The sequence below is a fragment of the Streptomyces kurssanovii genome (genome assembly GCF_040677245.1).
Classification (GTDB): domain Bacteria; phylum Actinomycetota; class Actinomycetes; order Streptomycetales; family Streptomycetaceae; genus Streptomyces; species Streptomyces kurssanovii.
In genome coordinates this window covers 1-26721 of sequence record NZ_JBFAQK010000010.1, presented here as the reverse complement: position 1 = coordinate 26721, position 26721 = coordinate 1, and the positions used below count along the sequence as shown (strand labels likewise).

Sequence of the window (26721 nt, the reverse complement as noted above, 5' to 3'; positions counted from 1 at the left end):
TCCGCAGAGCATGCCCGCCCCGGGCGCTCGGCCACCCACGCGTTCGGAGTAACGTCGGGGCGTCGGGCGGGCGCCGGAACCATACGGGGGACCTGCCGGCCGAAAGATCAGCGAAAGGCACGAGGTGACGGACTCAATGGCCGACATTGCACGCGTCGGAGTGGTGGGTTGCGGCCAGATGGGCGCGGGCATCGCGGAGGTGTGCGCCCGCAGCGGCCTCGAGGTGAAGGTGGCCGAGACCACGGGCGAGGCCCTGGAGATCGGTCGCACCCGGTTGTTCAACTCCCTGACCAAGGCCGCCGAACGCGGCAAGATCACGGACGAGGAGCGGGACGCCACCCTGGAGAGGCTGAGCTTCACGACCGACCTCGGGGAGTTCGCCGACCGCGACCTCGTCATCGAGGCCGTGGTGGAGAACGAGCAGGTCAAGACGGAGATCTTCCAGGTGCTGGACCAGGTGGTGACGCGTCAGGACGCGATCCTCGCCTCCAACACCTCCTCGATCCCGCTGGTGAAGCTGGCCGTCGCGACCTCGCGTCCCGACCAGGTCATCGGCATCCACTTCTTCAATCCGGCCCCGGTGCAGAGGCTCGTCGAGCTGATCCCCGCGCTGACCACCTCCGAGGAGACCATCAAGCGCTCGGAGGCCGTGGTGCAGCAGGTGCTGGACAAGCACCCGATCCGCGCCCAGGACCGCTCGGGCTTCGTGGTCAACGCGCTGCTCATCCCGTACCTCCTCTCGGCGATCCGGATGTTCGAATCCGGCATCGCGTCGCGCGAGGACATCGACAACGGCATGGAGATGGGCTGCGCCCATCCCATGGGCCCGCTGAAGCTGTCCGACCTGATCGGCCTCGACACCGTGGCCTCGGTCGCCGACAGCATGTACGCGGAGTACAAGGAGCCGCTGTACGCCGCTCCCCCGCTGCTCCAGCGGATGGTGGACGCGGGCCGGCTCGGCCGCAAGACGGGCTCGGGCTTCTACACGTACTCCTGAGTTCCGCCACCGAGCCGGCCCGGACTCAGCCGAGCCGCAGGTGGTGCAGCATCAGCAGCCCGGCCGCCATCGCGGCGGCCGGGACCTCGCCGCGGGCGATCATGTCGGGCACCAGTTTCAGCGGTATCCACTCGCGGCGCGAGGACTCGAAGTCGTCCTCCGGGTACCCCGTGTAGGCGGCGTCCTCGGCCCAGTAGAGGTGGTGGCGGGCGTCCGTGAGGCCGTTGGACGGCTCCACGGTCATCAGGTGCTGGAGGGGACCGGGTCGCCAGCCGGTCTCCTCCTCCATCTCCCTGGCCGCCGCTGCCGCCACGTCCTCGCCGTCCTCGACGACGCCCGCGGCGAGTTCCCAGCCCCAGCTGTCGGTGATGAAACGGTGCCGCCACAGCATCAGCACCTCGTTCGCGTCGTTGACCACGGTCGCGACGGCGACGGGGCGGAGACGGATCAGGAAATGGTCCAGGTGGCGGCCGTCGGGCAGCTCGACATCCGCGAGGTTGACCCTGAACCACCGGTTCTCGTACACGGTTTGTTCGTTCAAGTTCGTCCACTGCACGTTTCTGCCACCTTCCGATAGGTAGATGGCCAACATGGCAGCAGGAGCTCGGTCAGAGGGGAACGCGGAGCGCCCCATCGATGAGTTCGGCGGCCTCCTCCGCACCGGCGCAGCCGCTCGCCGCCAGATGTTCACGCACCGCCCGCATCCGGTCCCTGAGCCGCTGCGACTCCATCCCCCGGGCGCGTTCCACCATCTCCGCCGCCGTCCGCGCCCCACGGTCCACCTCGCCCTGGCGCAGTTCGATCTGACTGAGCATGGCGAGCCGGTGCACCCTGCCGCGGTCGTGCGCCGGCGTGCCGACGGCGGCAGCCGCGTGCTCCCTCGCCGCCTCCAGTTCACCGAGACCGAGCAGCGCCTCCGCCACCTGGACGTTGACCAGGCCCGGCTGGACGTAGCCGGTCTCGTCCGGCTCATGGCCGGGGCGGATGCGCTCCGCCTCCGACTCGGCACGCCCGATACAGCGCCGCGCGGCCGGGGCGTCCCCCAAGTGCGCGTACGCCTTGGCCTGCATCGCGTACAGGTCGGCCGCCAGCGCCGGGGTGATCTGCCGGCCCGCCGTCCGCAGCGCCGCCTCCGCGAAGGCGACGGCCTGCCGGTGCTCCGACATGAACAGCGACTGGTTGACCAGCAGCGCGATCACATAGGCGCCGAGCCCCCGGTCACCGCTCGCCTTCGCCAGCCGCAACGCCTGATGGAAGTAGCGCTGGGCCGGGCCCTGTGCGTCGGAGTCGTAGGCGCAGATGCCGGCCACCGCCACCAAGCCGCCGGCGGCGCGGTGCAGTTGGCGGCCGAGAGCGTCGCTGTACGAGCCGCGCAGAAGCGGCGCGGTCTCCGCGTGGAGGAAACCGACGACCCGCGAGCGGGTCGCGATGCCGCCTGCCCGCCGGTACATCAACTCGTAGTGCGCGCGGGCGGATCTGAGCATCTGGATGTCGGCCATGTCGACGCGGGTACGCCCGTCGCGTGAGACGTCCGAGTCCTCCGGCGGGTTCTCCCACTCCCACACCGGCATCACCGCGGGAGTACCGGTGACCGCGGGCGCACCGGCGTCCCGGGCCCGCTGCTGGGCGTCGAAGCGCCACAGGGCGGTGGCCCGCTCCACGAACCCGGACAGCGACGAACTGCGGGGCGAGGCGGGCCCGTCCGGTACGCCGAGCCCGACGTCGTCGAGAGTGACCGCGCGTCGCAGCCGCTCCGCGAGAACCTCGCAGATCAGATCAGGAACCCGGCCGCGGGGCCGCTGGCCCTTCAACCACCGTGCCACCGCGGTGTGTTCGTAGCGCAGCGACAGCCCCCTGGCCGAGCCTGCCCGGTTGACGCGGGCGGCGAGGCCCGCGTTCGAGAAGCCCGCCTCTTCGAGCAGGGCGTCGAGAAGGGTGTTCGGCTGCACGGCCACCTCCGGTGACTTGCGTCCGCTCAGGGTAGTGGAGACCGTTTCGCACGGGGTGTGAAACAAGTGCGCTTTTCCACGCCTTGTGTGCGCTCCCGGCGTGCGGCCGGGGCCTGTTGACTGAACTGCCTCTCACAGAGGCGGCCGGGCCGCCGGCTCCCCCTCGTACAGTGCGGCGGCCCCGATCGCGTCGTCCGTCCTGCTGATCTGCCCGACACTCCGCGGCAGGGCGGGCGACGCCAGGCCGCGGGCGGCCCGGCCGGTCCATCGGACCCTTCCCGGCCCGCCCCTCGCACGGCGCGGACCGGCTTCCCCCTCCGGCCCGCGCCGTTTCGCGTGGCGGGGCGGGCGGGGTGGCGGGGTGGAGGCGGTCCGGACCCGGCCCGGCTTCTCCGGCGCATGTTTCTGTGCTGTGCTGGAGGAGTCGGGCAGGGTCCGTCATCTCACGGCCGACAGCGGTCGACGCGGCAGCCGGGAGCCCGTGGTGAAGCGCCGGGCGGTCGCAGCGGGGCGGCGGGACGGCCCTGGGAGGATTTCCATGCTGCACAACCGCATTGCAGGCCCCTCGCCGGCACAGTCGGGCAACCTCCTGCCGCGGCGTGATCTCGCCGCCGCCTGGATCCTCATGGCCCTGCTCGCCGGATCGGCATGGGTACTCACTGTCGCCCGGTCCCGCGACATGGCCATGGAGCCGGGAACCATGGGTCTGGAGCTGCCACTCTTCCTGCTGCTGTGGGTGACCATGATGGTGGCGATGATGTTCCCGTCCATGGCGCCGGTGGCGATCACCTGGGCACGGGCGATCGGCCGGCAGTCGGCAGGCGCCGCCCGCGCTGCTCGGATCGCCCAGTTCGCCGGGGGCTATCTGATCGCCTGGACGGCCTTCGGTCTGGTCGCGTACGGGGCATTGACGGCGACCGCGAGGCTGGTGGACGGCAGTCCCGACGCAGGTCGCTGGCTGGGCGCCGCCGCGTTCCTGCTCGCGGGGCTGTACCAGTTCGGGCCGCTGAAGCGCGTATGTCTGCTGCACTGCCGCAATCCGCTGTCGCACCTCGTCCGGTACGCGCGCTTCCGGCCGTGGGCCCGTGATCTGCGCGTGGGGGCGCATCACGGGCTCTACTGTGTGGGCTGCTGCTGGGGCCTGATGATCGTCCTCGTCCCGCTCGGCGTGATGAACGTGGCGGCCATGGCCGCCCTGGCGGCGGTCGTCTTCCTGGAGAAGCTGTGGCGGTGGGGTCCATGGCTCACCCGGGCGGTCGGCATCGCCTTCCTGGTCCTGGCCGCGCTCGCGCCCTTCCAGGAATGGCTGCTGCCCGGCCTGCTGATGTCCGAGCCCGCGATGTAGCTCTTTTCCTCCCGGGCCGGTAAGGCGCACTCTGGAAGGGAGGCCGCTTCCCGATCCCGAGAGTGGGCCCGGGACACCCGGTCTCGCCACTCCGAGTGAGCTCGTACGGGCTCGTCAGGAGGGAAGCGAGATGACAGAACAGGCCACCACCGGTACGCGCTGGCACCTGACCGGCGACTGGTTCGACGTGTGCAAGTGCGCCATTCCGTGCCCCTGCACGTTCGCCCAGCCCCCCACCTACGGCGACTGCGAGGGCGTGCTGGCCTGGCACATCCGGGAAGGCACCTTCGGCGACGTGCGGCTGGACGATCTCAACGTGCTGATGCTCGGCTCCTTCGTGGGCAACGCATGGGCCGGCGAGCACACCGACGCGTACGCCGCGGTGTTCTTCGACGAGCGCGCCGACGAGCGGCAGCGCGCCGCCCTTCAGAGCATCTTCGGCGGTGAGGCGGGCGGATGGCCCGCGGAGTTCGGTGAGATGTTCGGCCCCGAGATGCGGGGCATGGAGTTCGCTCCCATCCGGATCGAGGTCGACGAGGGCCTGGGCGCCTGGCGCGCCGAGATCCCCGGGCGGGTGACCGCGCGTGCCGAGGCGCTGACCGGGCCGACCACTCCGGAGGGCGCACGCGTGCAGGTGCACAACCCACCGGGCGCCGAGGTCGGCCCCGGCCAGGTCGCGACCTGGGGACGGGCCACCACCGACCGCGCCGACGCCTACGGCTTCACCTGGGAGCGCTCAGGGAAGTCGAGCAAGCACTTCCCCTTCGACTGGAGCGGCCCGGACGAACAGTCCAGCTGAAACGACACGCTCGTCGGTCTCCGCGAGCTCCCGCCGCTGCCCGCCCTGTCCCAGGCGCCGCACGGCGGGGTGTGCGCTCACCCCTGCCGGCGCGGCCCGCCGGAGGCCGGAACCGTAGTGCCGGCACCACTGCGCGCCTACGGGCGCCCGCCGGGCGCCCCGGTCTTCCGCTCGGGGTGCGATCGGGCGGGCGCCTGAGGACACCACGGGGCACCCGCACCGCGTCGCGGCCACGCGATCGACGTCAACGGCGCGTGACCGCCCAAGGAACCGGTGGCCGGCCGGGCGAGAAGTCGGACGGCCCGCCGCAGGCACCACGCGGAAGGGCCCGCCCGGATCGCTCCGGGCGGGCCCTTCCACAACACGCGGCACGGCTCACGCGCCCCGCAGCACCGCTCCAGTCCGCTCCGACGCCAGCGACACCGCCGCGTCCCGTGCGGCCGACGCCTCGTCGACGGTCAGCGTGCGGTCCGCCGCGCGGAAGCGCAGCGCGTACGCGAGCGACTTGCGGCCCTCGCCGATCTGCTCGCCCGTGAAGACGTCGAACAGCCGGATGGACTCCAGCAGTTCGCCCGCGCCCTCGCGCAGCGCCGATTCGACGTCGGCCGTGGGCACGTCGCTCGCGACGACGAGCGCGACGTCCTGCGTGGCCACCGGGAAGGTGGAGATCCGCGGGGCCTGGACGACGCCGGCCGACGCCTGCTCCAGCACGTCGAGCTCCAGCTCAGTCGCGCAGGTGCGGTCCGGCAGGTGCAGCGCCTTGACGACGCGCGGGTGCAGTTCGCCCGCATGGCCGACGAGGGTCTCCTCGCCGTTCACCGTCGCGTACAGCGCGGCGCAGCGGCCGGGGTGCCACGGCGCGTGCTGGTCGGCGCGGATCGTCAGCTCGACGCCCGCCTCGCGGGCGACGAGCCGGCCGGCCTCGACGGCGTCGGCCCAGTCGGCCGGGCGGCCCTTGCCCCACCAGCCGTCCTGCTCGCGGGCGCCCGCGAGGACGACGGCGACGCGGCGCGGCTGGCGCGGCAGCGCCGCGTCCAGCGAGGCGATCTCCTCGTCGGTGGGCCTGCGGTCCACGGGCGGCGTCACCGCCGGCCGCTCCTCGCCGGTCGGGCGGAAGACGAGACCGGTCTCGAAGAGCGCCAGGTCGTGGCTGCCGCGCCCGTCGTTGCGCCGCAGGGCGCCGAGGAGGCCGGGCAGCAGCGTGGTGCGCAGCGCCGGCTCCTCGTCGGAGAGCGGGTTGACGAGCTTGACGACCCGGCGGCGGGCGTCGTCGGCCTCCAGGCCGAGCTGGTCGAGAACCGGTTCGCCGATGAAGGGGTAGTTCGGCGCCTCGACGTAGCCGGCGCCGGCGAGCGAGCGGCCGACCCGGCGGTGCAGACGCTGGCGTGCGGTGAGACCGCGGCCGGACGGCGGGGTGGGCAGGGTCGAGGGGAGGTTCTCGTAGCCCTCGAGCCGGATGACCTCTTCCGCGAGGTCGTTCGGCTCGGCGAGGTCGGGCCGCCACGAGGGGACGGTGACGACGAGGTCGTCCTGCCCGTAGACGTCGCAGCCGACCTCCTGGAGGCGGCGCACCACGGTCTCGCGGCCGTAGGTGACACCCGCGACGCGGTCGGGGTGGTCCGCCGGCATGGCGATGGTGCGCGGGGCGCTGGGGGCGACGACCTGGGTGACGCCGCCCTCCGCCGTGCCGCCGGCGAGGAGCACCAGCAGGTCGACGGTGCGCTGCGCGGCAGCGGCGGCGGCCTGCGGGTCGACGCCGCGCTCGAAGCGCTTGGACGCCTCGGAGGACAGCTTGTGCCGGCGCGCGGTGCGGGCGATGGCGACCGGGTCGAAGTGCGCGGCCTCGATGACGACCTCGGTGGTGCCGTTGACCCGGCCGGTCTCCGGGTCGGGGGCCGCGTCGGCGATCTCGGTGTTCGCGCCGCCCATGACGCCCGCGAGGCCGATCGGCCCGCGGTTGTCGGTGATGACGAGGTCCTCTGCGTCGAGGACGCGGGTGGTGCCGTCGAGGGTGGTGAGCTTCTCACCGGGCTCAGCGCGGCGTACCCCGATCGGCCCGTCGAGGCGGGACCTGTCGTAGGCGTGCAGCGGCTGGCCGAGCTCGAGCATCACGTAGTTGGTGATGTCGACGGCGAGCGAGATGGGGCGCATCCCGGCCTTCTGCAGCCGGCGCCGCAGCCAGATCGGGGAGCGGGCCTCCGGCTCGAGGCCGACGACCGTACGTGCGGTGAAGCTGTCGCAGCCGACGGGGTCGGCCACCTTGACGCCGTAGCCGTACGAGTTGGGTCCGGGCACGTCGAGCAGCGCCGGGTCGCGCAGCGGCAGGCCGTAGGCGGTGGCCGTCTCGCGGGCAACGCCGCGCATGGACAGGGCGTAGCCGCGGTCGGGGGTGACGGCGATGTCGAGGACCTCGTCGACGAGCTCGAGGAGCTTGATCGCGTCGGTGCCGGCCTCGTGCTCGGGCGGGAGCACGATGATGCCGCCGCTGCCGTCGTCGCCCATGCCGAGCTCGTCGCCGGAGCAGATCATGCCGTGGGACGTCCGGCCGTACGTCTTGCGTGCGGCGATGGCGAAGTCGCCGGGCAGCACGGCGCCGGGGAGGACCACGACGACCTTGTCGCCGACGGAGAAGTTACGGGCGCCGCAGACGATCTCCTGAGGCTCGCCGGTGCCGTTGGCCCGGCCGACGTCGACGGTGCAGAAGCGGATGGGCTTCTTGAACTCCGTCAGTTCCTCGATGGTCAGCACCTGGCCGACGACGAGCGGGCCCTTGAGCCCGGCGCCGAGCTGCTCGACGGTCTCGACCTCGAGCCCGGCGGCGATGAGCTTGGCCTGTACGTCACGGCCGGTCTCCGTCGCCGGCAGGTCGACGTACTCCCGCAGCCAAGAAAGCGGGACCCGCATCAGATCTCCATCCCGAACGGCCGGGTGAACCGGACGTCACCCTCGACCATGTCTCGCATGTCTTCGACGTTGTGGCGGAACATCAGCATCCGCTCGATGCCGAACCCGAAGGCGAATCCGCTGTACCTGGCGGGGTCGACGCCGCAGGCGACGAGCACCTTGGGGTTGACCATTCCGCAGCCGCCGAGCTCGATCCAGCCCTCGCTGGAGCAGGTGCGGCAGGGCCGGTCGGGGTTGCCGACGGACTCGCCGCGGCACACGTAGCAGACCATGTCCATCTCGGCGGACGGCTCGGTGAAGGGGAAGAAGTTCGGCCGCAGCCGGGTCTTCATGCCCTCGCCGAACAGCGCCTGGACCATGTGGTCGAGGGTGCCCTTGAGGTCGGCCATGGTCAGGCCCTCGTCGACGGCGAGCAGCTCGACCTGGTGGAAGACGGGGGTGTGCGTGGCGTCCAGCTCGTCGGTGCGGTACACGCGGCCGGGGCAGATCACGTAGACCGGCGGCTCACGGTCGATCAGGGAACGGATCTGCACCGGCGAGGTGTGGGTGCGCAGCACGACACCGGAGTCCGCGCCTCCCTCGGCGTCCTGCACGAAGAAGGTGTCGTGCTCGCCGCGGGCCGGGTGGTCGGGGCCGATGTTGAGCGCGTCGAAGTTGAACCACTCGGCCTCGACCTGGGGGCCTTCCGCGACCTCGTAGCCCATGGCCACGAAGACGTCCTCGATGCGCTCGGAGAGCGTGGTGAGGGGGTGGCGGGCACCGGCGGGGACGCGGTCGTGGGGCAGCGTGACGTCGACGGCCTCCTCGACGAGCACCCGGGCGTCGCGCTCGGCCTCGAGCTCCGCCTGCCGGGTGGCGAGCGCGCGGCCGACGGCGGCGCGGGCCTGGCCCACGCGCTTACCGGCCTCGGCCTTGGCCTGCGGCGGCAGGGCCCCGATCTCACGGTTGGCGAGGGAGAGCGGCGAGGTGCCGGAGGTGTGCGCGGACTTCGCGTGGGCGAGCGCCTCGAGGGAGTCTGCGGCGGCGAAGGCGGCGAGCGCCTCGTCCCGCATGCGCTCGATCTCTTCCGGTTTCAGTGCCTCGACCTCAACAGGGTCGTACGACTTATTGGGTGCGGACATCTCTTCCCGTACTTCCGATGGGCTGGCTGGGGACCCCGCACGTCGACCAGGGACGACCGAGGACGCAAAGGTGCCAAAGGTCGAGTCTAACGGGGTGTGGAACGGTGAATGAGCCCGCGGGCTGCTCGGACGCTCTCGCCGGCCGATCCGGGAGGATCGCTACTGGAGATGCGCCGGGGTGCCGACGGGCAGGATAAATCGGAACTGGGCGCCGCCGCCGGGGCCACGGCCGACCGTGATCGTCCCGCCGTGGGCCTCGACGATGCCCTTGACGATGTAGAGCCCGAGGCCGGTGCCACCGCGCTTGCTCCCCCGCCAGAAGCGGGTGAAGACCCGTGCCATCGACTCCTCCGGAATGCCGGGACCCTCGTCGCTCACGGTGACGGCGGTGCCGGTCCCGCTCTGCTCGCCGGCAGATGGCGAGGGCGCTACGTCGATCGTGACAGTTCCCTCGCCGTGCCGCACCGCGTTTTCCAGCAGGTTGCCGAGCACCTGGTCGACCTTGTCGGGGTCGGCCCACAGGTCGGGCAGCGGCCGGGTGACGTCGACACGGAACCGGTCGGGGGTCTGGCCGGCGGCCACGTGCGCGTCGACGTGGCGGCGCACGGCGGCGGCGAGGTCGACGGGCTGGCGGCGCACCTCGAGCCGTCCGGAGTCGATGCGGGAGATGTCGAGGAGCTCCGCGATGAGGCGGGTGACGCGGTTGGCGTCGGCGTCGACGGTCTCCAGCATCAGCCGCTTCTGGTCGTCGGTGAAGCGTTCCCACTTGGCGAGGAGCGTCGCCGTGAAGCCTTTGACGGAGGTCAGCGGGGAGCGCAGCTCATGGGCGACCGTGGCGATCAGTTCGGCGTGGCTGCGTTCACTGCGGCGCCTGGCCTCCGTGCCGCGCAGGCTGACGACGAGCCTGCGCACCGGCCCGGTGGGGACATCGCGGACGTACCGGGCGGAGACGAGGACCTCGCGGCCGCCGGGCAGCAGCAGGTTCCGCTCGGGCTGGCCGACGCGGGTGGCGAGTCCGCCGTAGGGGTCGGTGAGGGTCCACCAGCGGCGTCCCTTGAGGTCCTCCAGCGGCAGCACCCGCTCCAGCGGCCGTCCGATCGCGTCGGCCCGTGCCACGGCGGTGATGCGGACGGCGGCCCGGTTGAAGCAGACGACCCGGCCCGTCTCGTCGGCCACGACGAGGCCGTCCGGGAGGTCGTCGGGGTCGATCCCGGGGGCCTCGGGGCAGCCGGAAGGGCCCAGGTGGAAATCCTGTGGCTGTGTCGGCCTGCTGGTCCCGACCGTCATGTCCCCGTACCCCACCTCTCCGCCGGCGCAGTGGGCCCCCGAGTGCGTCACCCTACTAGCTGAAAGTGACGTCGCCGACCCCCTGAGCGAGTGGTCCGTCAGCTTGCCGGGGCACCCTTGGCCCCGGCGCGCTGGGCGCGCGCCGACGCGTAGAGACATACGGCGGCGGCGGTCGCCAGGTTCAGGCTCTCCGCCTTTCCGTGGATCGGGACGCGGACGACGGCGTCGGCGAGGGCGCGGGTCTCCTCCGGGAGGCCCCAGGCCTCGTTGCCGAAGATCCAGGCGGTGGGGCCGCCCATGGTGCCGGCGTCGAGTTCGTCGTCGAGGTCCTGCTCACCGGCGCCGTCCGCCGCGAGGACGCGTACGCCGGCGTCGCGCAGCCCTTGGACGGCCTGCTCGACGGGTACCCCGACGGCGACCGGCAGGTGGAAGTGGGAGCCGACCGATGCCCGCACCGACTTGGGGTTGTACAGGTCGACGGACGCGTCGGTGAGGATCACCGCGTCCGCCCCGGCCGCGTCGGCGCAGCGCAACACGGTCCCGGCGTTCCCGGGGTCGCGTACGTGCGCGAGCACGGCGACGAGCTTGGGCCGGGCGGCCAGGATCTCCTCGAACGGCGAGTCGAGGAACCGGCAGACGCCGACGAGTCCTTGCGGCGTGACGGTCTGCGACACCTCGGCGAGCACGGTGTCCGCCGCGTGGTGGACACGGGCTCCCGCGGCGTGGGCGGCGTCGATGATGTCGGCGTAGCGCTCGGCGGCCTCGACGGTGGTGAACAGCTCGACCAGGGTCGCCTCGCCGTCGGGTCGGCGGTGGGCGACCGCCTCCCGGACGGCCTGCGGCCCCTCGGCGATGAACAGACGGTCCTTGCCCCGGAAGTTGCGCTTGGCGAGCCGCCGCGCGGCGGTGACGCGCGGGGAGCGGGGGGAGATCAGCTCGGGGGTCGGCATGCGGCTCGGCGGCTCTCTCTCACGGGACTGCGTACGAAACGTCGAAAGTCGAAAGGGCGAAAGGGTTCGGCAGGGCGTCCCCCGCGCCCGGAAGGGGACGCGGCCGGGGGCGGGCAAACGCACCGGACCCGCAGGCCAAGGCCTGCGGGTCCGGTCGGCTCGATGCGGGTGTCAGGCGGCCTTGGGGGCGTTGACGTCGCTCGGCAGGGCCTTCTGCGCAACCTCGACGAGCGCGGCGAACGCGCCCGCGTCGTTCACGGCCAGCTCGGCCAGGATCTTGCGGTCCACCTCGATGTTGGCGGCCTTCAGACCCTGGATGAGGCGGTTGTACGTCATGCCGTTCTGGCGTGCAGCGGCGTTGATGCGCTGGATCCACAGCTGACGGAAGTCGCCCTTGCGCTTCTTGCGGTCGTTGTAGTTGTAGACCAGGGAGTGGGTGACCTGCTCCTTGGCCTTGCGGTACAGGCGCGAACGCTGCCCGCGGTAACCGCTGGCCTGCTCGAGGATCGCCCGGCGCTTCTTGTGGGCGTTGACTGCCCGCTTGACGCGTGCCACTTGTTAACTCCTTGTAGCGGGGCCGTGGTCTGTGCTCACACGGCCCGGAAACGAATTGGTCCCGGTCTCGGCGCGTGTCCCCGGGGAAGGGACACGAACGTCACTTGCCGAGAAGCTTCTTGATGGTCTTCGAGTCGCCCGGGGCCATCTCGGCGTTGCCGGTCAGGCGGCGCGTCAGCTTGGACGGCTTGTGCTCGAGCAGGTGGCGCTTGCCGGCGCGCTCACGGAGCACCTTGCCGGAGCCGGTGATCTTGAAGCGCTTCTTGGCACCGCTGTGCGTCTTGTTCTTCGGCATCGCGCCGTTATCTCCTCGTCAGTGGCGCTCCCCCGGTGCGGGCACCGGACTACGGGAGCGTCAGATCTTGGTTGTGGATTCCGGGCAGGACCCGGGGCTGCCACGGGGGCAGCCCCTCGGTCACGCCTCGGAAGGTGTGTCGGTCGGGGCGTCGACGCCCTCGCCCTCCGGCGAGCCCTGGCGCTCAGCCTTGCGTGCGGCCTGGGCCTCACGCGCCTCGGCCATCGCCTCGGTCTTCTTCTTGTGGGGGCCGAGAACCATGATCATGTTCCGGCCGTCCTGCTTCGGGTTCGACTCGATGAAGCCGAGATCCTCGACGTCTGCGGCGAGGCGCTGCAGCAGACGGAAGCCAAGTTCGGGGCGGGACTGCTCACGACCACGGAACATGATCGTGATCTTGACCTTGTCGCCCTGCTTGAGGAACCGGACGACGTGACCCTTTTTGGTGTCGTAGTCGTGCGGATCGATCTTCGGCCGGAGCTTCATTTCCTTGATGACCGTGTGCGCCTGGTTCTTGCGCGCCTCACGGGCCTTCATGGCCGACTCGTACTTGAACTTCCCGTAGTCCATGAGCTTGCAGACGGGCGGACGGGCATTCGCCGCCACCTCGACGAGGTCGAGGTCGTACTCCTGAGCAAGCTCAAGGGCCTTGGCAAGCGGAACAATCCCGACCTGCTCGCCGCTGGGACCGACAAGTCGCACCTCGGGAACGCGAATCCGGTCGTTGATGCGGGGCTCGGCGCTGATGGATCCTCCTAAGTAGCACCACACGGATGTCTGGCAGACAGCCGCGTAACGTCTGTTTCGTCAGACCAACCGCACCGGAACGTCAAAAATGCCCCGGACGGGACACAGGCGGCAGCTCCTTGAATACCGGAGCACCGCCGCGGTGTACCGCGGGGCGCACATCGGGCGACTCCATCGTCCGTACGGAACGATGGTGGCCGCCTGACCGGTGACCCGCCGTCCCGAAGGACAGCCAGGTGGGAGATCGGAGCCTCCACTTGTGGGCCGGACACGGACGTGTCCAGCCGGTCGTCACACAAGGTTAGCAGCTCCGAGGAGGAGGGGCTAACCGGTGGCCGGGGCGGCGGCGCGAGGGACGGGGCATATCGTGTGCGTCATGAGTGACGCGACCTCCCCGAACGAAACACCCGAATCACCCGACTTCGACGCCATGGCGCGCGACATCGCCGAGGTCCCGGCCGTCGAGGTGATCGTCACGGTCGCGGTGAACCTGATGAGCGCTGCAGCCGTCAAGCTCGGCCTGACCGACGACGCCGAGGACCACAAGGACCTGGACGAGGCACGCAAGCTGGTGCACGCCCTGGCCGGGCTGCTCGACGCGAGCACCACGGAGATCAGCTCGTTCCACGCGGCGCCGCTGCGGGACGGTCTGAAGTCCCTGCAGCTCGCCTTCCGCGAGGCGTCGCTGGTGCCGGACGAGCCGGGCCAGGGCCCCGGCGAGAAGTACACCGGCCCGGTGTACGGCTGACCTATTCCTTTACGTAGAAGGGCTCGCCCGGAGGGGTGGCCCCGGCCGGCAGCAGCGCCAGGTCGAGGCCCCGCACCAGGCGGGCCCTCAGTACGTCGTCCGACGCGAGCGCCCGGGCGACGCGACCGCCCGCCTCCGCCGGCTCGGCGTCCGCCGCCAGCACCAGGGCGAGCGTGCCGTCCGAGTCCCGGCCGGGACCGAGGTGGGCCCGCAGCACCGCCGGTTCCGCGGCGACCGCCGTACGTACCGCCCCGGTGACCGCCGGGTCGGCGAGCGGGTCGGTGCTGGTACGGCCCTCCGCGAGGGCGAGCAGGGCGGGACCGGTGAGCTGGTACGGGACGGGCCCGGCCAGGTCGAGCACGACGGTGTCCGCCTTCTCGTGGGCCGCTGCCTGCAGCGCCTGGTGCAGCGGCACGGCGACGGGGCGGGCCTTTGGATCCCACCGGGCGAGCGAGGCGATCGACGTGAACGCGGGCAGTGCCCGGCGGGAGCCGGCCGTGAGTGTCGGCACGGCCATGTCGCTGGTCTTCTCGCGGCGCAGACCGGTCTGCGGGTCCTCCTCGACCTCACCGAGCACGGCGACGATCGGGACGAGGAGCCGGGCGCCCCGGAGCGCCTCCAGGACCCGCGGTTCGGCCCCGCGGTCCTCGGACCAGGCGGCGAGCGCCGCCTCCAGGGCCGGGTCGGCGGTGCCGTCGTCGTCGGAGAAACCGGGGTCGGGAATGTTCTTGAGCGCCACGCACCGAGCCTAACGCCCTGCTCGCGGGCGCCTGTCGGCGGCTGCCGGGCGCCGGGGCGCTGATGGCCGGGAGCCGGGTCAGGGGCGGCGTGTGCGGCCGCCGCGCCAGAGGACCACGGCCATGGCCAGGAGCAGCGCGCCGGCGCCGCCGGCGGCCACGGCGAGCCAGCCGCCCGGGCCGCCGTCCGCGCCCTCCGGCCGGGGGCCCGGGCCGAAGAACTCCTCGCGGTAGCCCGCGGTGGCCGCCTTCGGGTCGCCCGGGCGCAGCCGGGCGCCCTCGCTGATCGCCGCGGCGGGGTCGACCGTGCCGTAGCCCTTGGAGTCGTCACGGCCGCCCTTGGGGGCGTCGCGCGCGGTGTCGATGAGGAGCTTCTTGATCTGCGCGGGCGTGAGGTCCGGATGTGCCGAGCGCACCAGGGCGACGGCGCCGGACACGAAGGCCGCCGCCGCGCTGGTCCCCCAGCCCTCGTAGTAGCGGCGGTCGGGGTCGGCGATGACGATGTTGACGCCCGGCGCGCTGACGGTGGCGTACCAGCGGCGGGTGGAGAACGACGCGTGGGTGCCCCAGCGGTCGACGGCGGTCACCGCGATGACGCCCGGGTAGGCGGCGGGGTAGGAGACGCGGTCGCCCTTCTCGCCGCCGTTGCCGGCGGAGGCGACGACGACGGAGCCCTTGGAGAGCGCGTACTGGACGGCCGCGTCCTCGCCCGCCTCGGGGTGCGCGGACTCGCTGTCGTCGCCGAGCGAGAGGTTGATGACGTCGGCGCCCTGGTCGGCGGCCCAGCGGATGCCCTGGGCCAGGGCCGTGCCGCGGGTCTTGCGGGCCTTGTCGCGGGCCTTGTCGCTGCCCTCGAGGATGACGCGGACCGGGAGGATCTTCGCCTCGGGGGCGATGCCGAGGACGCCCGACTCCCGGCCGGGTCCGTGGCCGTGGGCGGCGACGATGCCGGCCATCGCCGTGCCGTGCCGGGCCCAGGCACGGTCGCCGCGTTCGGCGCCGAAGCCGATGAAGTCCTTGCCCGGCAGCACGGAGCCGGCCAGGTCGGGGTGCTGGTCGTCCACACCGGTGTCGAGCACGGCGACGGTGATGCCCTCGCCCTTGGTGGTCCGCCACGCCTGCTCGGTGTTCATGGCGTCGAGGCTCCACTGCTGGGCCCGGATGGCGTCCGCGTGCGCGGGCGTCGCCGGCAGCACGACGAACGACGTGGCGGCGAGGGCGGCGACGATGCGCAGACGGTGGCGTCTCATCGGGGCTCCTCCGTCCCCTTGCGCACGGCTCCGCGCAGACCCTTCTCGATGCGCTCGGCGATACCCGTGGCCTCGTGGCCGAGCCCCGCCTGGGCGGGCGCGTTCGTGGCGCCCTCGGCCTGGGCCTCGTCGGCCGGCTGGGGGTCGGCCACGGCACGGCCGTCGGCGAAGCCGGAGACGGCGTAGACGACGACCGGGGCCTCGGTCACGACCTCCACGGTCCAGCTGGCGCGCTGCTCGTCACCGAACCCGGCGGAGACGGTGCCCTTGGCCGGGAACGTACGGGGCATCAGGTCGGTGCGCTCGCCGAGCGACTCGGTCGTGAACCGGTTGTGCAGGGCGAGCATCCCCTTCTCGTCCGCCTCGGTGAAGACCAGGCCCACGGTGGTGACGCTGCTGGCCGTCGCGTCGGTGTACGTGGCGCGCAGGACGCGGGTGCAGCCGACGGGCTCCAGCGCCTTGGTGAGCAGCGGGTCGAGCGCGGTGGCGCAGTCGCCGTCGGGTGCGACGGCGATCCGCGTCCAGACGCGGTCCGCGCCGCCGGGCCCGGCTCCGTCGCCGTCGAGCTTCCGTGGGAAGAGGGTGTCCACGGGGACGCTGTGCCAGGCGGTGCGCACCTCGGCGTAGACGTTCTCTTCGGCCGTGTCGGCGCTCGAATCACCGGTCAGCCAGGTGCCGGTGACGGCTCCGCCGATCAGACCGAGGCCGAGCACGACGGCGGCGACTGCCCCGACGGTCCGTGCGGGGTGCCGGGTGCGTACGGGACGCAGCCGGGTCGTCATCTCGGCCGGTGTCTCGGGCGGGATCCACATCTGCGCGGGAGGGCGCGGAGCGTCGGGCCGTGGGGTCATGTCGACGCTGCCGACCGGCCGCGGCGGCCGCGGCGGCCGCGCGGGGCGTGCCGGGGCCGCGGGCCGGGGCACGTCGGCGACGGGCCGGAGCCGCGTGGTGGTCTCGACCTCGGGGATCGACCCGTCGGCCGGTCCGTCCGCCTGCCCGGGCCGGGGCTGCGGCACCGCATGGGGCGGGGCCGCGGGAGACACGGAAGTCCGGTCGACGCCCGCGGCCGGGCGCGACGGCGGAACGGCGGAGGGACGCTCAGCGCCGGTGGCAGGGCGCGACGGCGGCACGGCGGAGGAACGCTCAACGCCGGTGGCAGGGCGCGACGGCGGCACGGCGGAGGAACGCGGCGGGGACACGGGCCGGGCGGGGGCGGCAGGTGCCGGCGCCGGACGCGGCGGCGCGGCCTGCGCGGGCCCGGCGGGCGGCGGAGGGGAAACCGGGCGGCCGGGGGCGGCACCGGTGCCGGGGCGCGCCGGCGGCACGCCGGCCCCGGGCAGGGCAGGCGGTGCGGCGGCGCCCGACCGGGCGGCCGGAGTGCCGGGAGCCGACGCGGCGGACGCACCGGGAGCGGGCGCACCGGGAGCCGTCGTGGCAGAGCCGGGAGCGGGCGTACCGGCGGGAGTCGTGGGAGAACCCGGTGGCGTGGGCGGCGCGGCCGGAGGCGTCACGGGCGGGCCGGAGCGGGCCGGGCCGGAGCGGGTCGGGCCGGAGGCATCGTCGTCCGGGGGCAGCAGGGCATCCGAGATGCGGGAGCGGGGCGGGGGCTGCGGGCCGGAAGGGCGCTGCGCCTCCGTGCTCATTCCACCCCCCGTTGCTCAATCACGTACCGCCGGCTGATCACCCTTCCGGGCAGGCGCTGCGTCACCTCGTGCCGTCACTCTAACGGGCACGATCGACGGCGTCGGCCACCTGCCTGCGGTCCGTGGGGATCTGCCCAAAACATCCCCTACCCCGGGGTAATCATGTCTGGCAAGCTCGGCCCATGACTCCCCGTTCCGCTGACCGGGCCCGTTACGACAAGGCCACCGCCCACCTCGACGCACCCGTCGCGATCGTCGATCTCGAGGCCTTCGACGCCAACGCCGGCGATCTGGTGCGCCGGGCCGGAGGCAAGCCCGTGCGGGTCGCGAGCAAATCGGTGCGCTGCCGGGCGCTGCTCGAACGGGTGCTGGCCATGGACGGGTTCGCCGGGATCATGTCGTTCACGCTGGACGAGTCGATCTGGCTGGCGCGGGCCGGTTTCGACGACGTGCTGCTCGCCTATCCCTCCGCGGACCGCGCCGGTTTCGCCGAGCTCGCCGCCGACCCCAAGCTCGCCGCCGCGGTGACGGTGATGGTCGACGACCCGGAGCAGCTGGAGCTCATCGACGCCTCGCGCGCCGGCGGTACGGAGGAGATCCGGCTCTGTCTCGAACTGGACACGGCGCTCCACCTGTTGGGCGGCCGGGTGAGGGTCGGCGCACGGCGTTCGCCGTTGCGTGAGCCGGCCCGGCTCGCGGACATGGCCAGGTCGATCGCGCGCCGCCCTGGTTTCCGCCTCGTGGGGCTGATGGCGTACGAGGGCCATGTCGCCGGCGTGGGCGACGCGGTCGCCGGTTCGCCGGTGCGTTCGCGTGCCGTGCGGCTGATGCAGCGCGCGGCCCGTAAGGAGTTGGCGGCCCGCCGGGCGGCCGTGGTGCGGGCGGTGCGGGCGGTGGAGCCCGGCCTGGAGTTCGTCAACGGCGGCGGCACCGGCAGTGTGCAGCACACGGCGGCCGAGGACGCGGTCACGGAGATCGCGGCCGGTTCCGGCCTGTACGCGCCGCGCCTGTTCGACAACTACACGTCGTTCACGGCCCGGCCCGCCGCGTTGTTCGCGCAGCCCGTGGTGCGCCGGCCCGGCGTGGGAGCGGTCACGGTGCTCGGCGGCGGCTATCCCGCCTCCGGTGCCGCGGGCCGGGACCGGCTGCCCGTGCCGTGGCTGCCCGAGGGGCTGCGGTACGACCCTCAGGAGGGTGCCGGGGAGGTGCAGACGCCGCTGCTGGGTCCGCCCGCCGACGATCTGCTGATAGGCGACAAGGTGTGGTTCCGGCACGCCAAGGCCGGTGAGCTGTGTGAGCGTTTCGACACTCTGCACCTCGTCGAGGGCGACCGTGTGACGGGCACCGCGCCGACGTACCGGGGCGAGGGCCGCACCTTCCTCTGAGGGCCGGTGTCCGGCCCTGCCGCGGCGGTGGACCGTCAGCCGGGGCCGATGCTGCTGCCGACGCCGCCGCCCGTGCTTTCGCCGACGGGGCGGATGCTCGCGGCCACTTCGTCCATCACCTCGAGTCCGGGCGCGGACGGGGCCGCGTCGAAGGCGAAGCGGACGACCATCAGCGCCCCGGTGCCGGCGGGTGAGGGGAAGGCGATCGTCTGCACGTAGCCGCCGGGTCCCGCGCCGGTGACGACCTGCCAGCGCACCAGATAGCCGGCCTTCCCCGCGACGGCGAAGTTCTGCGACTTGAGGACCTTGTGGGACTCGATACCGCCGTGGGGGCGGTTCCCGAGGGTGTCCTCGCCGTACACCTTTTCCGCGTACCGGGAGATGTCCTCCTTGGCCACGGCCTCCGCCGTGGCGGCGTCCGTGCTCGCGGCGAGGGAGGACACCCGCCCGTGACGGCAGAGGGAGGACCCTCCTCCGGGGCAGTCGTACGTCTCGTCCGTGTAGATCGTGGCGCCCTCTTCGAGGGAGCTGGTGGCCCGCACCCAGCCGTCCGGGATGGCGAGTGTGATGCCGTTGAGCTGGTCCTCGAACACCGTGGGGTCGTCCGGCGCGGCGGGCGACGCGGTGGCGCTGTTCTTCGGGTCTGCCGTCGGCGGGGCGGGCGTCGGGCTGCTGCTCGGCGCGGTCCTGGGGGCGGACCCGCTGTCGTCCCCGCCGAGGAGTACGGCCCCGGTCGCGACCGCCGCGACGAGCACGATCCCGGCGGCGGCGAGCGCCATGATCCGCTTGTTGCCGCTGCCTTCCGGGCCGGTGCCGGCGGGCCGCATCGGGACGGTGTGCGGCTGCGGGGGCCCGAACGTCCCGCCCGGTCCCTGCGGCGGAAGTCCCGGCACGCCGCCCGTGGCCTGGGCCGCGCGGGAGTGCGCGGTCCAGGCCGTGCCGTCCCACCAGCGTTCGGTGTGGGGCGCCTGGGGGTCCGGGTACCAGCCGGGAGGGGTCGTCATGCTCATCCCGCCACCTTATGGGCGGCGGGGGCCCGGCGGGCTACAGAGGGGTCACGTACGCCCCGGAGATCCCGCCGTCGACGAGGAAGTCCGTGGCGTTGACGAACGACGAGTCGTCGCTGGCGAGGAAGGCGACGGCGGCGGCGATCTCGTCGGCCTCGGCGAAACGCCCGGCCGGGATGTGCACCAGGCGCCGTGCTGCCCGCTCCGGGTCCTTGGCGAACAGTTCCTGGAGCAGCGGGGTGTTGACCGGCCCCGGGCACAGGGCGTTGACCCGGATGCCCTCGCGGGCGAACTGCACGCCCAGTTCCCGTGACATGGCGAGCACGCCGCCCTTGGAGGCGGTGTAGGAGATCTGGGAGGTGGCGGCACCCATGATCGCCACGAAGGAGGCGGTGTTGATGATGGAGCCCCGGCCCTGGCGCTGCATGTAGGGGATGGCCGCCTTGCAGCACAGGTAGACGGAGGTGAGGTTGACCTCCTGGACGCGGCGCCACGCGTCGATGCCGGTGGTGAGGATCGAGTCGTCGTCGGGGGGCGAGATGCCGGCGTTGTTGAAGGCGACGTCGACGCTGCCGTAGGTGTCGTACGCCGCCTTGAACAGCGCGTCGACCTGCTCGGCGTCGGTGACGTCGACGCGTACGAAGGTGCCGCCCACCTCGTCGGCCGCGGCCTTGCCCGCCGTCTCGTCGATGTCGCCGCAGACGACGTTCGCGCCTTCGGCGGCGAGCCGGCGCGCGGCGGCCAGGCCGATGCCGCTGCCGGCACCGGTGATCACTGCGGTGCGGCCTTCGAGGCGGCGGCAGAGCGGGGTCTCGGTCATGGTGTCTCAGGCCTCCGTGCTGATGAAGACGTTCTTGGTCTCGGTGAAAGCGGTGAGCGCGTCGGGGCCGAGTTCACGGCCGAGCCCGGACTGCTTGTAGCCGCCGAACGGGGTCCAGTAGCGGACGCTGGAGTGGGAGTTGACGGAGAGGTTGCCGGCGCGGACGGCGCGGGAGACGCGCAGGGCACGAGCCACGTCGCGGGTCCAGAGGGAGCCGGAGAGGCCGTACTCGGTGGCGTTGGCGAGGCGTACGGCGTCCTCCTCGTCCTCGAAGGGGATCACGGCGGCGACGGGTCCGAAGATCTCTTCGCACGCGGCGGGCGCGTCCGGCGCGATGTCGGTGAGCACCGTCGGCGGGAACCAGAAGCCCGGTCCGTCGGGGGCGGTGCCCCGGATCGCCGTGGCGCCGTCCGGGACGTAGCCGCGCACCCGTTCCAGCTGGGTGCGTGAGATCAGCGGGCCCATCTGCGTCTTCTCGTCGGACGGATCGCCGACGACGACCGATTCGACGGCCGGGGCGAGCAGGTCGAGGAAGCGGTCGTACACCGAAGCCTGCACAAGGATCCGGGTGCGGGCGCAGCAGTCCTGTCCGCTGTTGTCGAGGAAGGACATGGGCGTGGCGGCCGCGGCGGCGTCCAGGTCGGCGTCGGCGAAGACGATGTTGGGGCTCTTGCCGCCGAGTTCGAGGGTCAGCCGCTTCACGCGGTCCGCGCACGTGGCCATGATGCTCTTGCCGACCCTGGTGGAGCCGGTGAAGACGATCTTCGCGACGCCGGGGTGCTCGACGAGCGCGTTGCCGGTCACGTCACCGGCGCCGGGCAGCACCTGGAAGAGATGCTCGGGCAGGCCGGCCACCAGGGCGAGTTCCGCGAGGCGCAGGGCGGTCAGCGGGGTGGTCTCGGCCGGCTTGAGCAGGACGGCGTTGCCGGCGGCGAGTGCCGGGGCCGTGCCCCAGGCGGCGATCGGCATGGGGAAGTTCCAGGGCGCGATCACGCCGACGACGCCGAGCGGTTCGAGGATCGTGAAGTTCAGGCCGCCCGGGACGGGGATCTGCCGGCCGTTCAGGCGCTCCACTCCCCCGGCGGCGTAGTCGAGCAGGTCGCGCACGTTGCCCGCCTCCCACCGGGCGTTGCCGATGGTGTGGCCCGCCTCGAGGACCTCGAGCCGCGCCAGTTCCTCGAGGTGGTCGTCGACGACGGCGGCGAAGCGGCGCAGCAGCCGGGCCCGGTCGGCGGGTGCGGCGGCCGCCCACTGCGCCTGGGCCCTCGTGGCGCGGGCGACGGCGGCGTCGACCTCCGCGACGGTCGTCGCGGGGACGGTCCGCACGACTTCCCCGGTGGCCGGGTCGAGTACGTCGTGGTGCGTGTCAGCCAAGGGGTTCCTCACATGCGTTCGAAGGAGCGGCGGAGCTCCCAGTCGGTCACCGCGGAGTCGAAGGCCTCGAGTTCGACGCGCGCCATGTTCCGGTAGTGGGCGACGACCGCGTCGCCGAAGGCGGCCTTGGCGATCGGGCTGTTCTCCCAGAGCTCGGCGGCGTCGCGCAGGGTCGTGGGGACGTGTTCGTAGTCACCGGAGTAGGCGTTTCCCGTGCAGGGGTCCGGGAGTTCGAGCCGCTGCTCGATGCCGTGCAGGCCGGCGGCGACGAGGCCGGCGACGGCGAGGTACGGGTTGACGTCACCGCCGGGCAGCCTGTTCTCGAAGCGCGTCGAGGGGCCGTGGCCGACGACGCGGAGGGCGCAGGTGCGGTTGTCGTGGCCCCAGGCGACGGCGGTCGGGGCGAAGGAGCCGGGGCGGAAGCGCTTGTAGGAGTTGACGGTCGGCGCGTACAGCAGCGAGAAGTCGCGCAGTGCGGCGAGCTGGCCGGCGAGGAAGTGGCGCATGAGCGGCGACATGCCGTCGGGGCCGTCCCCGGCCATGACGCCCCGGCCGTCGGCGTCCCGCAGGGACAGGTGGATGTGGCAGGAGTTGCCCTCGCGCTCGTTGTACTTCGCCATGAAGGTGAGCGAGACGCCCTCCTGGGCCGCGATCTCCTTCGCGCCGGTCTTGTAGACGGCGTGCTGGTCGCAGGTGACGAGGGCCTCGTCGTACTTGAAGACGATCTCGTGCTGGCCCGGGTTGCACTCGCCCTTGGCGGACTCGACGGTCAGGCCGGCGCCGGTCATCTCGTTGCGGATGCGGCGCAGCAGGGGCTCGATGCGGCCGGTGCCGAGGACGGAGTAGTCGATGTTGTACTGGTTGGCCGGGGTGAGGCCGTGGTAGCCGCTGTCCCAGGCCTGTTCGTAGGTGTCCTTGAAGACGATGAACTCGAGCTCCGTGCCGACGTGGGCCGTGAGTCCGTGCTCGGCGAGGCGCTCGAGCTGGGCGCGGAGGATCTGGCGGGGGGCGGCGACGACGGGCCGGCCCTCGTCCCACGCCAGGTCGGCGATGACGAGTGCGGTGCCCTCGTGCCAGGGGATCCTGCGCAGCGTGGTGAGATCCGGGTGCATGGCGAAGTCGCCGTAGCCGCGCTCCCAGGACGACATCTCGTATCCGTCGACCGTGTTCATGTCGGTGTCCACGGCGAGGAGGTAGTTGCAGCCCTCGGTGCCGTGCTCGACGACCTCGTCGAGGAAGAAGGGGGCGGCGAACCGCTTGCCCTGCAGTCGTCCCTGCATGTCGGGGAAGGCCAGGACGACGGTGTCGATCTCGCCGCTCGCGACGAGCGCTCGCAGCTCGTCGAGGGCGAGCGGGGGTTTGCGGTCTGCCACGGGACGGTGCCTCCTTGGGTCAGCCGGGAGCCATAAGGTATTACTGAAGACCATTGCTTGGGAAGGGGAAACGCGAGGTGGCGAAGACAGGTGGGACCGCGGGCACGCCGACGGACCGGCTGACACCGGTGCTGCGCCCCGTGCGGGCGGGCAACGGCTTCGAGGAGGCGCTCGAGCAGATCCTTCAACTGCTGCGCCTCGGACTGGTTCCGGGCGGGGAGCGGCTGCCGGCCGAGCGGGAACTGGCCGAGCGCATGGGCATCAGCCGGGTCACCCTGCGCGAGGTGCTCAAGGTGCTCACCGACCAGGGACTGGTGGAGAGCCGCCGCGGCCGTTACGGCGGAACGTTCGTGCTGCACCGCCCCGACAGCCACGGCGAGGAGGAACTGCGCCGCCGGGTCGCGGGCGTCGACGTCGAGGACACTCTGCGCTTCCGCGAGGTGCTGGAGGTGGGGGCGGCCGGCCTGTGCGCGGCCCACGGCCTCACCGACGACGGCGCGCTGAGGCTGCGCACGGCCCTCACGGCGACGCACGACGCGCCGCTCACCGAGTACCGCAGGCAGGACACGCTGCTCCACCTGACCCTGGCGGAGCTGTCCGGCTCCCCCTCGCTCACCGCGCAGTACGCGGCGGTCCGGGCCACCCTGAACGACCTGCTCGACTGCATCCCGCTGCTCGTACGGAACCTGGAGCACTCGCAGCACCAGCACACGGCACTGGTCGAGGCCGTGCTCGACGGCGACCCGGACGGGGCGCGCGAGGTGATGCGGGAGCACTGCGAGGGGACGGCGGCGCTGCTGCGGGGCTTCCTGGCCTGAGCGTCCGGGACGCGGCGCCGGTCCCGTGGGCGCCAAGGGGGCGGCAGGGCATGAAAGGGCCGGGACCGGGACGGTCCGGCGTACGACCTCGCGCAGGGAGGCGGGCGGGCGGATCCGTAACGCCGGGTTTACGCACAGGGCTTGCGCTGCCGCCGGACTGCCGCAAAGGTGTCCGCACAAACCTTTGACCTGAGCCAGGAGCGACCATGGCTGAAGGCACCACATCGCGCCCCCCGTCCGCCGCCCCACCCGGATCCGACCCGGAGTCGGACGCCTATCTGAACCGGCGCACCCTGCGCAGAGGCAGCGCCGGATGGCTGCTGCTGACCGGACTCGGCGTCGCGTATGTCGTCTCCGGCGACTTCTCCGGCTGGAACATCGGACTCTCGAAGGGCGGCTTCGGCGGCCTCGCCGTCGCCACCCTCCTGATGGGCGCGATGTACGCCTGTCTCGTCTTCGCACTCGCGGAACTGTCCGCGATCCTGCCCACCGCGGGCGGCGGCTACGGCTTCGCCCGGCGCGCACTCGGGACCTGGGGCGGCTTCCTCACCGGCACCGCCATCCTCATCGAGTACATCCTCGCCCCTGCCGCGATCTCCATCTTCATCGGCGACTACGTCGAATCGCTCGGCCTGTTCGGCCTGGAATCCGGCTGGCCCGTCTATCTGGCCTGCTTCGCGATCTTCATCGGCATCCACCTCTGGGGCGTGGGCGAGGCCCTGCGCTTCAGCCTCGTCGTGACCGCCATCGCCGTCGCGGCGCTGCTGATCTTCGCGGTGGGTGCGTTCACCGAGTTCAGCGCCGGAGGACTCGACGACATCCCCGTCGACACCGAGGCGTTCGGGGCGAGCTCCTGGCTGCCGTTCGGCCTGCTGGGCATCTGGGCCGCCTTCCCCTTCGGCATGTGGTTCTTCCTCGGCGTGGAGGGCGTGCCATTGGCGGCCGAGGAGGCGAAGGACCCCGTGCGCTCCATGCCCAGGGCACTGGCGATCTCCATGGGCATCCTGGTGCTGCTCGCGCTGCTGACCTTCTTCGCGGCGAGCGGCGCCCGCGGCTCCGCCGCCATCCAGGAGGCCGGCAACCCGCTGGTGGTCGCCCTCCAGGGCGACGGTGACCCGACCGCGCTGAGCCGCTTCGTCAACTACGCGGGCCTCGCCGGACTCGTGGCCTCGTTCTTCTCGCTGATCTACGCGGGCTCCCGGCAGCTCTTCGCCCTCTCCCGGGCCGGCTACCTGCCCCGCTTCCTGTCACTGACCAGCCGCCGCAAGTCCCCCTACCTCGGCCTGCTGATCCCCGGCGCGATCGGCTTCGCCCTGGCGGCGGGCACCGGCAACGGCGCGCGGATGCTGAACATCGCCGTCTTCGGCGCGACGATCAGCTACGCGCTGATGGCGCTCTCGCACATCGTGCTGCGCCGCCGTGAGCCGGAACTGCCGCGCCCCTACCGGACACCGGGCGGCGTCGCCACCTCCTCCGTCGCCTTCGTGCTCGCGCTGTCCGCGCTGGTGGCGACGTTCCTCGTGGACAAGGACGCCGCGTTCATGGCACTCGGCGTGTACGCCGTGGCGCTCGCCTACTTCGCCTTCTACAGCCGCCACCATCTGGTGGCACGGGCCCCGGAGGAGGAGTTCGCGGCCCTGGCGGCCGCGGAGGCCGAACTGGAACGGAAGTGACAACCTGATGCATGTGTCCAAGCCGCTGATCGGCATCAGCACCTACTGGGAGACGTCCGCCCGGTGGGGCGTGTGGGATCTGCCCGCCGCGCTGCTGCCCGCCGGCTACCCGCGTCTCGTGCAGTCGGCGGGCGGCATCGCCGCGATGCTCCCGCCGGACGAGCCGGCGCTCGCGGAGGCCGCGGTGGCACGCGTCGACGGACTGGTCATCGCCGGCGGCGCCGACGTCGACCCCGAGCGCTACGGCGCGCCGCGCGAGCCCCGCACCGGCCCTCCGGCACCCGAACGTGACGCGTGGGAACTGGCGCTGATCGGGGCGGCGCTGGCGTCCGGCACACCGCTGCTCGGCATCTGCCGCGGTATGCAGCTGCTGAACGTCGCGCTCGGCGGGACGCTGGTCCAGCACCTGGACGGGCACGTGACGTCGGTCGGGGTCTTCGGCCGGCACCCGGTGAAGCCGGTGCCAGGAACCCTCTACGGCTCGATCGCCCCCGAGGCGACCCCCGTCCCGACCTACCACCACCAGTCGGTCGACCGCCTCGGCGAGGGCCTCGTCCCGAGCGCGTACGCGGAGGGCGACGGCACGGTGGAGGCGATCGAACTGGCGGGGGGCGGCGGTTGGGTGCTGGGGGTGCAGTGGCATCCGGAGATGGGATCGGACACGCGGGTGATGGCGGCGCTGGTGGGGGCGGCGCGGTGACCCCTGCGGGGGGGCGTGGCAGCTGCGGGGCGGGGCCGCTGCGGGGGTGGCCGCTGGCGGAGCTGTTCCCCTCCCCGCCCCTTCCCGTAACCGGGCTCCGCCCGGACCCGCCACCGCGCTCCGCGCGGTGTTTCGGGGGCTCCGCCCCCTACGCCTGGCGGCGTGGGGGGACCCCCACCGGACCCCCGCGCCTCAAACGCCGGCGAGGCTGGAGTTTAAATGCAACATAAGCACCCCCCGCGGG

The 26721-nt window shown here is 72.6% G+C and carries 24 protein-coding genes; 8 read left to right on the top strand and 16 right to left on the bottom strand.

The annotated features are described in order from the left end of the window. Positions 1-136: 136 nt before the first annotated feature. On the top strand, positions 137-997 hold the full coding sequence (locus AB0K36_RS10540) for a 3-hydroxybutyryl-CoA dehydrogenase (protein ID WP_189475148.1): 861 nt from the start codon (positions 137-139) through the stop codon (positions 995-997). Between the two features lie 25 nt (positions 998-1022). On the opposite strand, the gene AB0K36_RS10535 is transcribed toward AB0K36_RS10540, so the two are convergent. Beyond that, entirely contained in the window at positions 1023-1553 is a 531-nt protein-coding gene (locus AB0K36_RS10535) for an NUDIX domain-containing protein (RefSeq protein WP_189475150.1), read from the bottom strand. Between the two features lie 52 nt (positions 1554-1605). Then, entirely contained in the window at positions 1606-2946 is a 1341-nt protein-coding gene (locus tag AB0K36_RS10530) for an NsdA family TPR-like regulatory protein (RefSeq protein ID WP_364591163.1), read from the bottom strand. A 538-nt stretch (positions 2947-3484) separates the two neighbouring features. Here AB0K36_RS10530 and AB0K36_RS10525 point away from each other — a divergent pair. Further along, positions 3485-4291, top strand: a complete 807-nt coding sequence (locus AB0K36_RS10525; RefSeq protein ID WP_364591160.1) for a DUF2182 domain-containing protein — start codon at positions 3485-3487, stop codon at positions 4289-4291. A 130-nt stretch (positions 4292-4421) separates the two neighbouring features. Beyond that, the gene (locus tag AB0K36_RS10520; protein WP_364591157.1) at positions 4422-5090 is read left to right on the top strand and encodes a DUF1326 domain-containing protein; all 669 of its coding nucleotides are present in this window, start codon (positions 4422-4424) and stop codon (positions 5088-5090) included. A gap of 375 nt (positions 5091-5465) precedes the next feature. Here the strand turns inward: AB0K36_RS10520 and pheT are convergent, their stop codons facing one another. The 7 genes from pheT to infC form a co-directional block, all read right to left on the bottom strand. Further along, entirely contained in the window at positions 5466-7994 is a 2529-nt protein-coding gene (gene pheT, locus AB0K36_RS10515; RefSeq protein WP_364591154.1) for a phenylalanine--tRNA ligase subunit beta, read from the bottom strand. After that, a complete protein-coding gene (gene pheS / locus AB0K36_RS10510) occupies positions 7994-9115 on the bottom strand; it encodes a phenylalanine--tRNA ligase subunit alpha (protein WP_364591151.1) in 1122 nt (373 codons plus the stop codon). The genes pheT and pheS overlap by 1 nt, the downstream gene beginning before the upstream one ends. Positions 9116-9274: 159 nt before the next feature. Next, positions 9275-10402, bottom strand: coding sequence for a sensor histidine kinase (locus AB0K36_RS10505; RefSeq protein ID WP_364591148.1), 1128 nt, complete (start codon positions 10400-10402; stop codon positions 9275-9277). Positions 10403-10500: 98 nt separating this feature from the next. Continuing rightward, positions 10501-11352, bottom strand: a complete 852-nt coding sequence (locus AB0K36_RS10500) for a TrmH family RNA methyltransferase (RefSeq protein ID WP_364591146.1) — start codon at positions 11350-11352, stop codon at positions 10501-10503. A 171-nt stretch (positions 11353-11523) separates the two neighbouring features. Continuing rightward, positions 11524-11907 carry a 50S ribosomal protein L20 gene (gene rplT, locus AB0K36_RS10495; RefSeq protein ID WP_005319596.1) on the bottom strand — a complete coding sequence of 128 codons (384 nt, stop codon included), beginning with the start codon at positions 11905-11907 and terminating at the stop codon, positions 11524-11526. 100 nt (positions 11908-12007) lie between these two features. Beyond that, a complete protein-coding gene (gene rpmI / locus AB0K36_RS10490; protein WP_005319593.1) occupies positions 12008-12202 on the bottom strand; it encodes a 50S ribosomal protein L35 in 195 nt (64 codons plus the stop codon). Positions 12203-12322: 120 nt separating this feature from the next. After that, positions 12323-12973 (bottom strand): translation initiation factor IF-3, encoded by a 651-nt coding sequence (gene infC / locus AB0K36_RS10485; protein ID WP_005319591.1) that lies wholly within the window; start codon positions 12971-12973, stop codon positions 12323-12325. Between the two features lie 352 nt (positions 12974-13325). On the opposite strand from infC, the gene AB0K36_RS10480 reads away from it, so the two are divergent. Next, on the top strand, positions 13326-13697 hold the full coding sequence (locus AB0K36_RS10480) for a DUF1844 domain-containing protein (RefSeq protein WP_189475166.1): 372 nt from the start codon (positions 13326-13328) through the stop codon (positions 13695-13697). Position 13698: 1 nt separating this feature from the next. Here the strand turns inward: AB0K36_RS10480 and AB0K36_RS10475 are convergent, their stop codons facing one another. The 3 genes from AB0K36_RS10475 to AB0K36_RS10465 form a co-directional block, all read right to left on the bottom strand. Continuing rightward, entirely contained in the window at positions 13699-14436 is a 738-nt protein-coding gene (locus tag AB0K36_RS10475; protein WP_364591141.1) for an SseB family protein, read from the bottom strand. Between the two features lie 78 nt (positions 14437-14514). After that, complete coding sequence (gene mycP, locus AB0K36_RS10470; protein WP_364591138.1) at positions 14515-15684, bottom strand: type VII secretion-associated serine protease mycosin; 1170 nt, start codon at positions 15682-15684, stop codon at positions 14515-14517. Continuing rightward, positions 15681-16535: a hypothetical protein gene (locus AB0K36_RS10465; RefSeq protein WP_364591135.1), complete on the bottom strand. Its 855-nt coding sequence runs from the start codon at positions 16533-16535 to the stop codon at positions 15681-15683. The genes mycP and AB0K36_RS10465 overlap by 4 nt, the downstream gene beginning before the upstream one ends. 974 nt (positions 16536-17509) lie before the next feature. Between AB0K36_RS10465 and AB0K36_RS10460 the strand changes: the two genes are divergently transcribed. Continuing rightward, entirely contained in the window at positions 17510-18712 is a 1203-nt protein-coding gene (locus AB0K36_RS10460) for an amino acid deaminase/aldolase (RefSeq protein WP_364591132.1), read from the top strand. Positions 18713-18747: 35 nt separating this feature from the next. Here the strand turns inward: AB0K36_RS10460 and AB0K36_RS10455 are convergent, their stop codons facing one another. The 4 genes from AB0K36_RS10455 to AB0K36_RS10440 are packed head-to-tail and all read right to left on the bottom strand — an operon-like array spanning position 18748 to position 23286. Further along, the gene (locus AB0K36_RS10455; protein WP_364591129.1) at positions 18748-19722 is read right to left on the bottom strand and encodes a DUF2510 domain-containing protein; all 975 of its coding nucleotides are present in this window, start codon (positions 19720-19722) and stop codon (positions 18748-18750) included. A 34-nt stretch (positions 19723-19756) separates the two neighbouring features. After that, positions 19757-20539 (bottom strand): 3-oxoacyl-ACP reductase, encoded by a 783-nt coding sequence (locus AB0K36_RS10450; protein ID WP_364591126.1) that lies wholly within the window; start codon positions 20537-20539, stop codon positions 19757-19759. A 6-nt stretch (positions 20540-20545) separates the two neighbouring features. Beyond that, positions 20546-21913 carry an aldehyde dehydrogenase family protein gene (locus tag AB0K36_RS10445; protein ID WP_364591123.1) on the bottom strand — a complete coding sequence of 456 codons (1368 nt, stop codon included), beginning with the start codon at positions 21911-21913 and terminating at the stop codon, positions 20546-20548. Between the two features lie 8 nt (positions 21914-21921). Further along, a complete protein-coding gene (locus AB0K36_RS10440) occupies positions 21922-23286 on the bottom strand; it encodes a glutamine synthetase family protein (RefSeq protein ID WP_364591120.1) in 1365 nt (454 codons plus the stop codon). Between the two features lie 77 nt (positions 23287-23363). Here AB0K36_RS10440 and AB0K36_RS10435 point away from each other — a divergent pair, with 77 nt between their 5' ends. From AB0K36_RS10435 to AB0K36_RS10425, 3 genes are all read left to right on the top strand, one after another. Then, the gene (locus AB0K36_RS10435) at positions 23364-24104 is read left to right on the top strand and encodes a FadR/GntR family transcriptional regulator (protein ID WP_364591117.1); all 741 of its coding nucleotides are present in this window, start codon (positions 23364-23366) and stop codon (positions 24102-24104) included. 206 nt (positions 24105-24310) lie between these two features. Continuing rightward, complete coding sequence (gene eat / locus AB0K36_RS10430) at positions 24311-25777, top strand: ethanolamine permease (protein ID WP_189475187.1); 1467 nt, start codon at positions 24311-24313, stop codon at positions 25775-25777. A 7-nt stretch (positions 25778-25784) separates the two neighbouring features. Continuing rightward, the gene (locus tag AB0K36_RS10425; RefSeq protein ID WP_364591114.1) at positions 25785-26477 is read left to right on the top strand and encodes a gamma-glutamyl-gamma-aminobutyrate hydrolase family protein; all 693 of its coding nucleotides are present in this window, start codon (positions 25785-25787) and stop codon (positions 26475-26477) included. Positions 26478-26721 lie beyond the last annotated feature (244 nt).

What these genes read in the sequence shown, in the direction of transcription:
- AB0K36_RS10425 (WP_364591114.1), top strand. Translation starts at nt 25,785, where the DNA reads ATGCATGTGTCCAAGCCGCTGATCGGCATCAGCACCTACTGGGAGACG.
- AB0K36_RS10460 (WP_364591132.1), top strand. Translation starts at nt 17,510, where the DNA reads ATGACTCCCCGTTCCGCTGACCGGGCCCGTTACGACAAGGCCACCGCC.
- rpmI (WP_005319593.1), bottom strand. Translation starts at nt 12,202, where the DNA reads ATGCCGAAGAACAAGACGCACAGCGGTGCCAAGAAGCGCTTCAAGATC.
- AB0K36_RS10505 (WP_364591148.1), bottom strand. Translation starts at nt 10,402, where the DNA reads ATGACGGTCGGGACCAGCAGGCCGACACAGCCACAGGATTTCCACCTG.
- mycP (WP_364591138.1), bottom strand. Translation starts at nt 15,684, where the DNA reads ATGAGACGCCACCGTCTGCGCATCGTCGCCGCCCTCGCCGCCACGTCG.
- eat (WP_189475187.1), top strand. Translation starts at nt 24,311, where the DNA reads ATGGCTGAAGGCACCACATCGCGCCCCCCGTCCGCCGCCCCACCCGGA.
- AB0K36_RS10500 (WP_364591146.1), bottom strand. Translation starts at nt 11,352, where the DNA reads ATGCCGACCCCCGAGCTGATCTCCCCCCGCTCCCCGCGCGTCACCGCC.
- AB0K36_RS10540 (WP_189475148.1), top strand. Translation starts at nt 137, where the DNA reads ATGGCCGACATTGCACGCGTCGGAGTGGTGGGTTGCGGCCAGATGGGC.
- AB0K36_RS10450 (WP_364591126.1), bottom strand. Translation starts at nt 20,539, where the DNA reads ATGACCGAGACCCCGCTCTGCCGCCGCCTCGAAGGCCGCACCGCAGTG.
- AB0K36_RS10520 (WP_364591157.1), top strand. Translation starts at nt 4,422, where the DNA reads ATGACAGAACAGGCCACCACCGGTACGCGCTGGCACCTGACCGGCGAC.
- pheT (WP_364591154.1), bottom strand. Translation starts at nt 7,994, where the DNA reads ATGCGGGTCCCGCTTTCTTGGCTGCGGGAGTACGTCGACCTGCCGGCG.
- AB0K36_RS10525 (WP_364591160.1), top strand. Translation starts at nt 3,485, where the DNA reads ATGCTGCACAACCGCATTGCAGGCCCCTCGCCGGCACAGTCGGGCAAC.
- AB0K36_RS10465 (WP_364591135.1), bottom strand. Translation starts at nt 16,535, where the DNA reads ATGACCCCACGGCCCGACGCTCCGCGCCCTCCCGCGCAGATGTGGATC.
- AB0K36_RS10455 (WP_364591129.1), bottom strand. Translation starts at nt 19,722, where the DNA reads ATGAGCATGACGACCCCTCCCGGCTGGTACCCGGACCCCCAGGCGCCC.
- pheS (WP_364591151.1), bottom strand. Translation starts at nt 9,115, where the DNA reads ATGTCCGCACCCAATAAGTCGTACGACCCTGTTGAGGTCGAGGCACTG.
- AB0K36_RS10480 (WP_189475166.1), top strand. Translation starts at nt 13,326, where the DNA reads ATGAGTGACGCGACCTCCCCGAACGAAACACCCGAATCACCCGACTTC.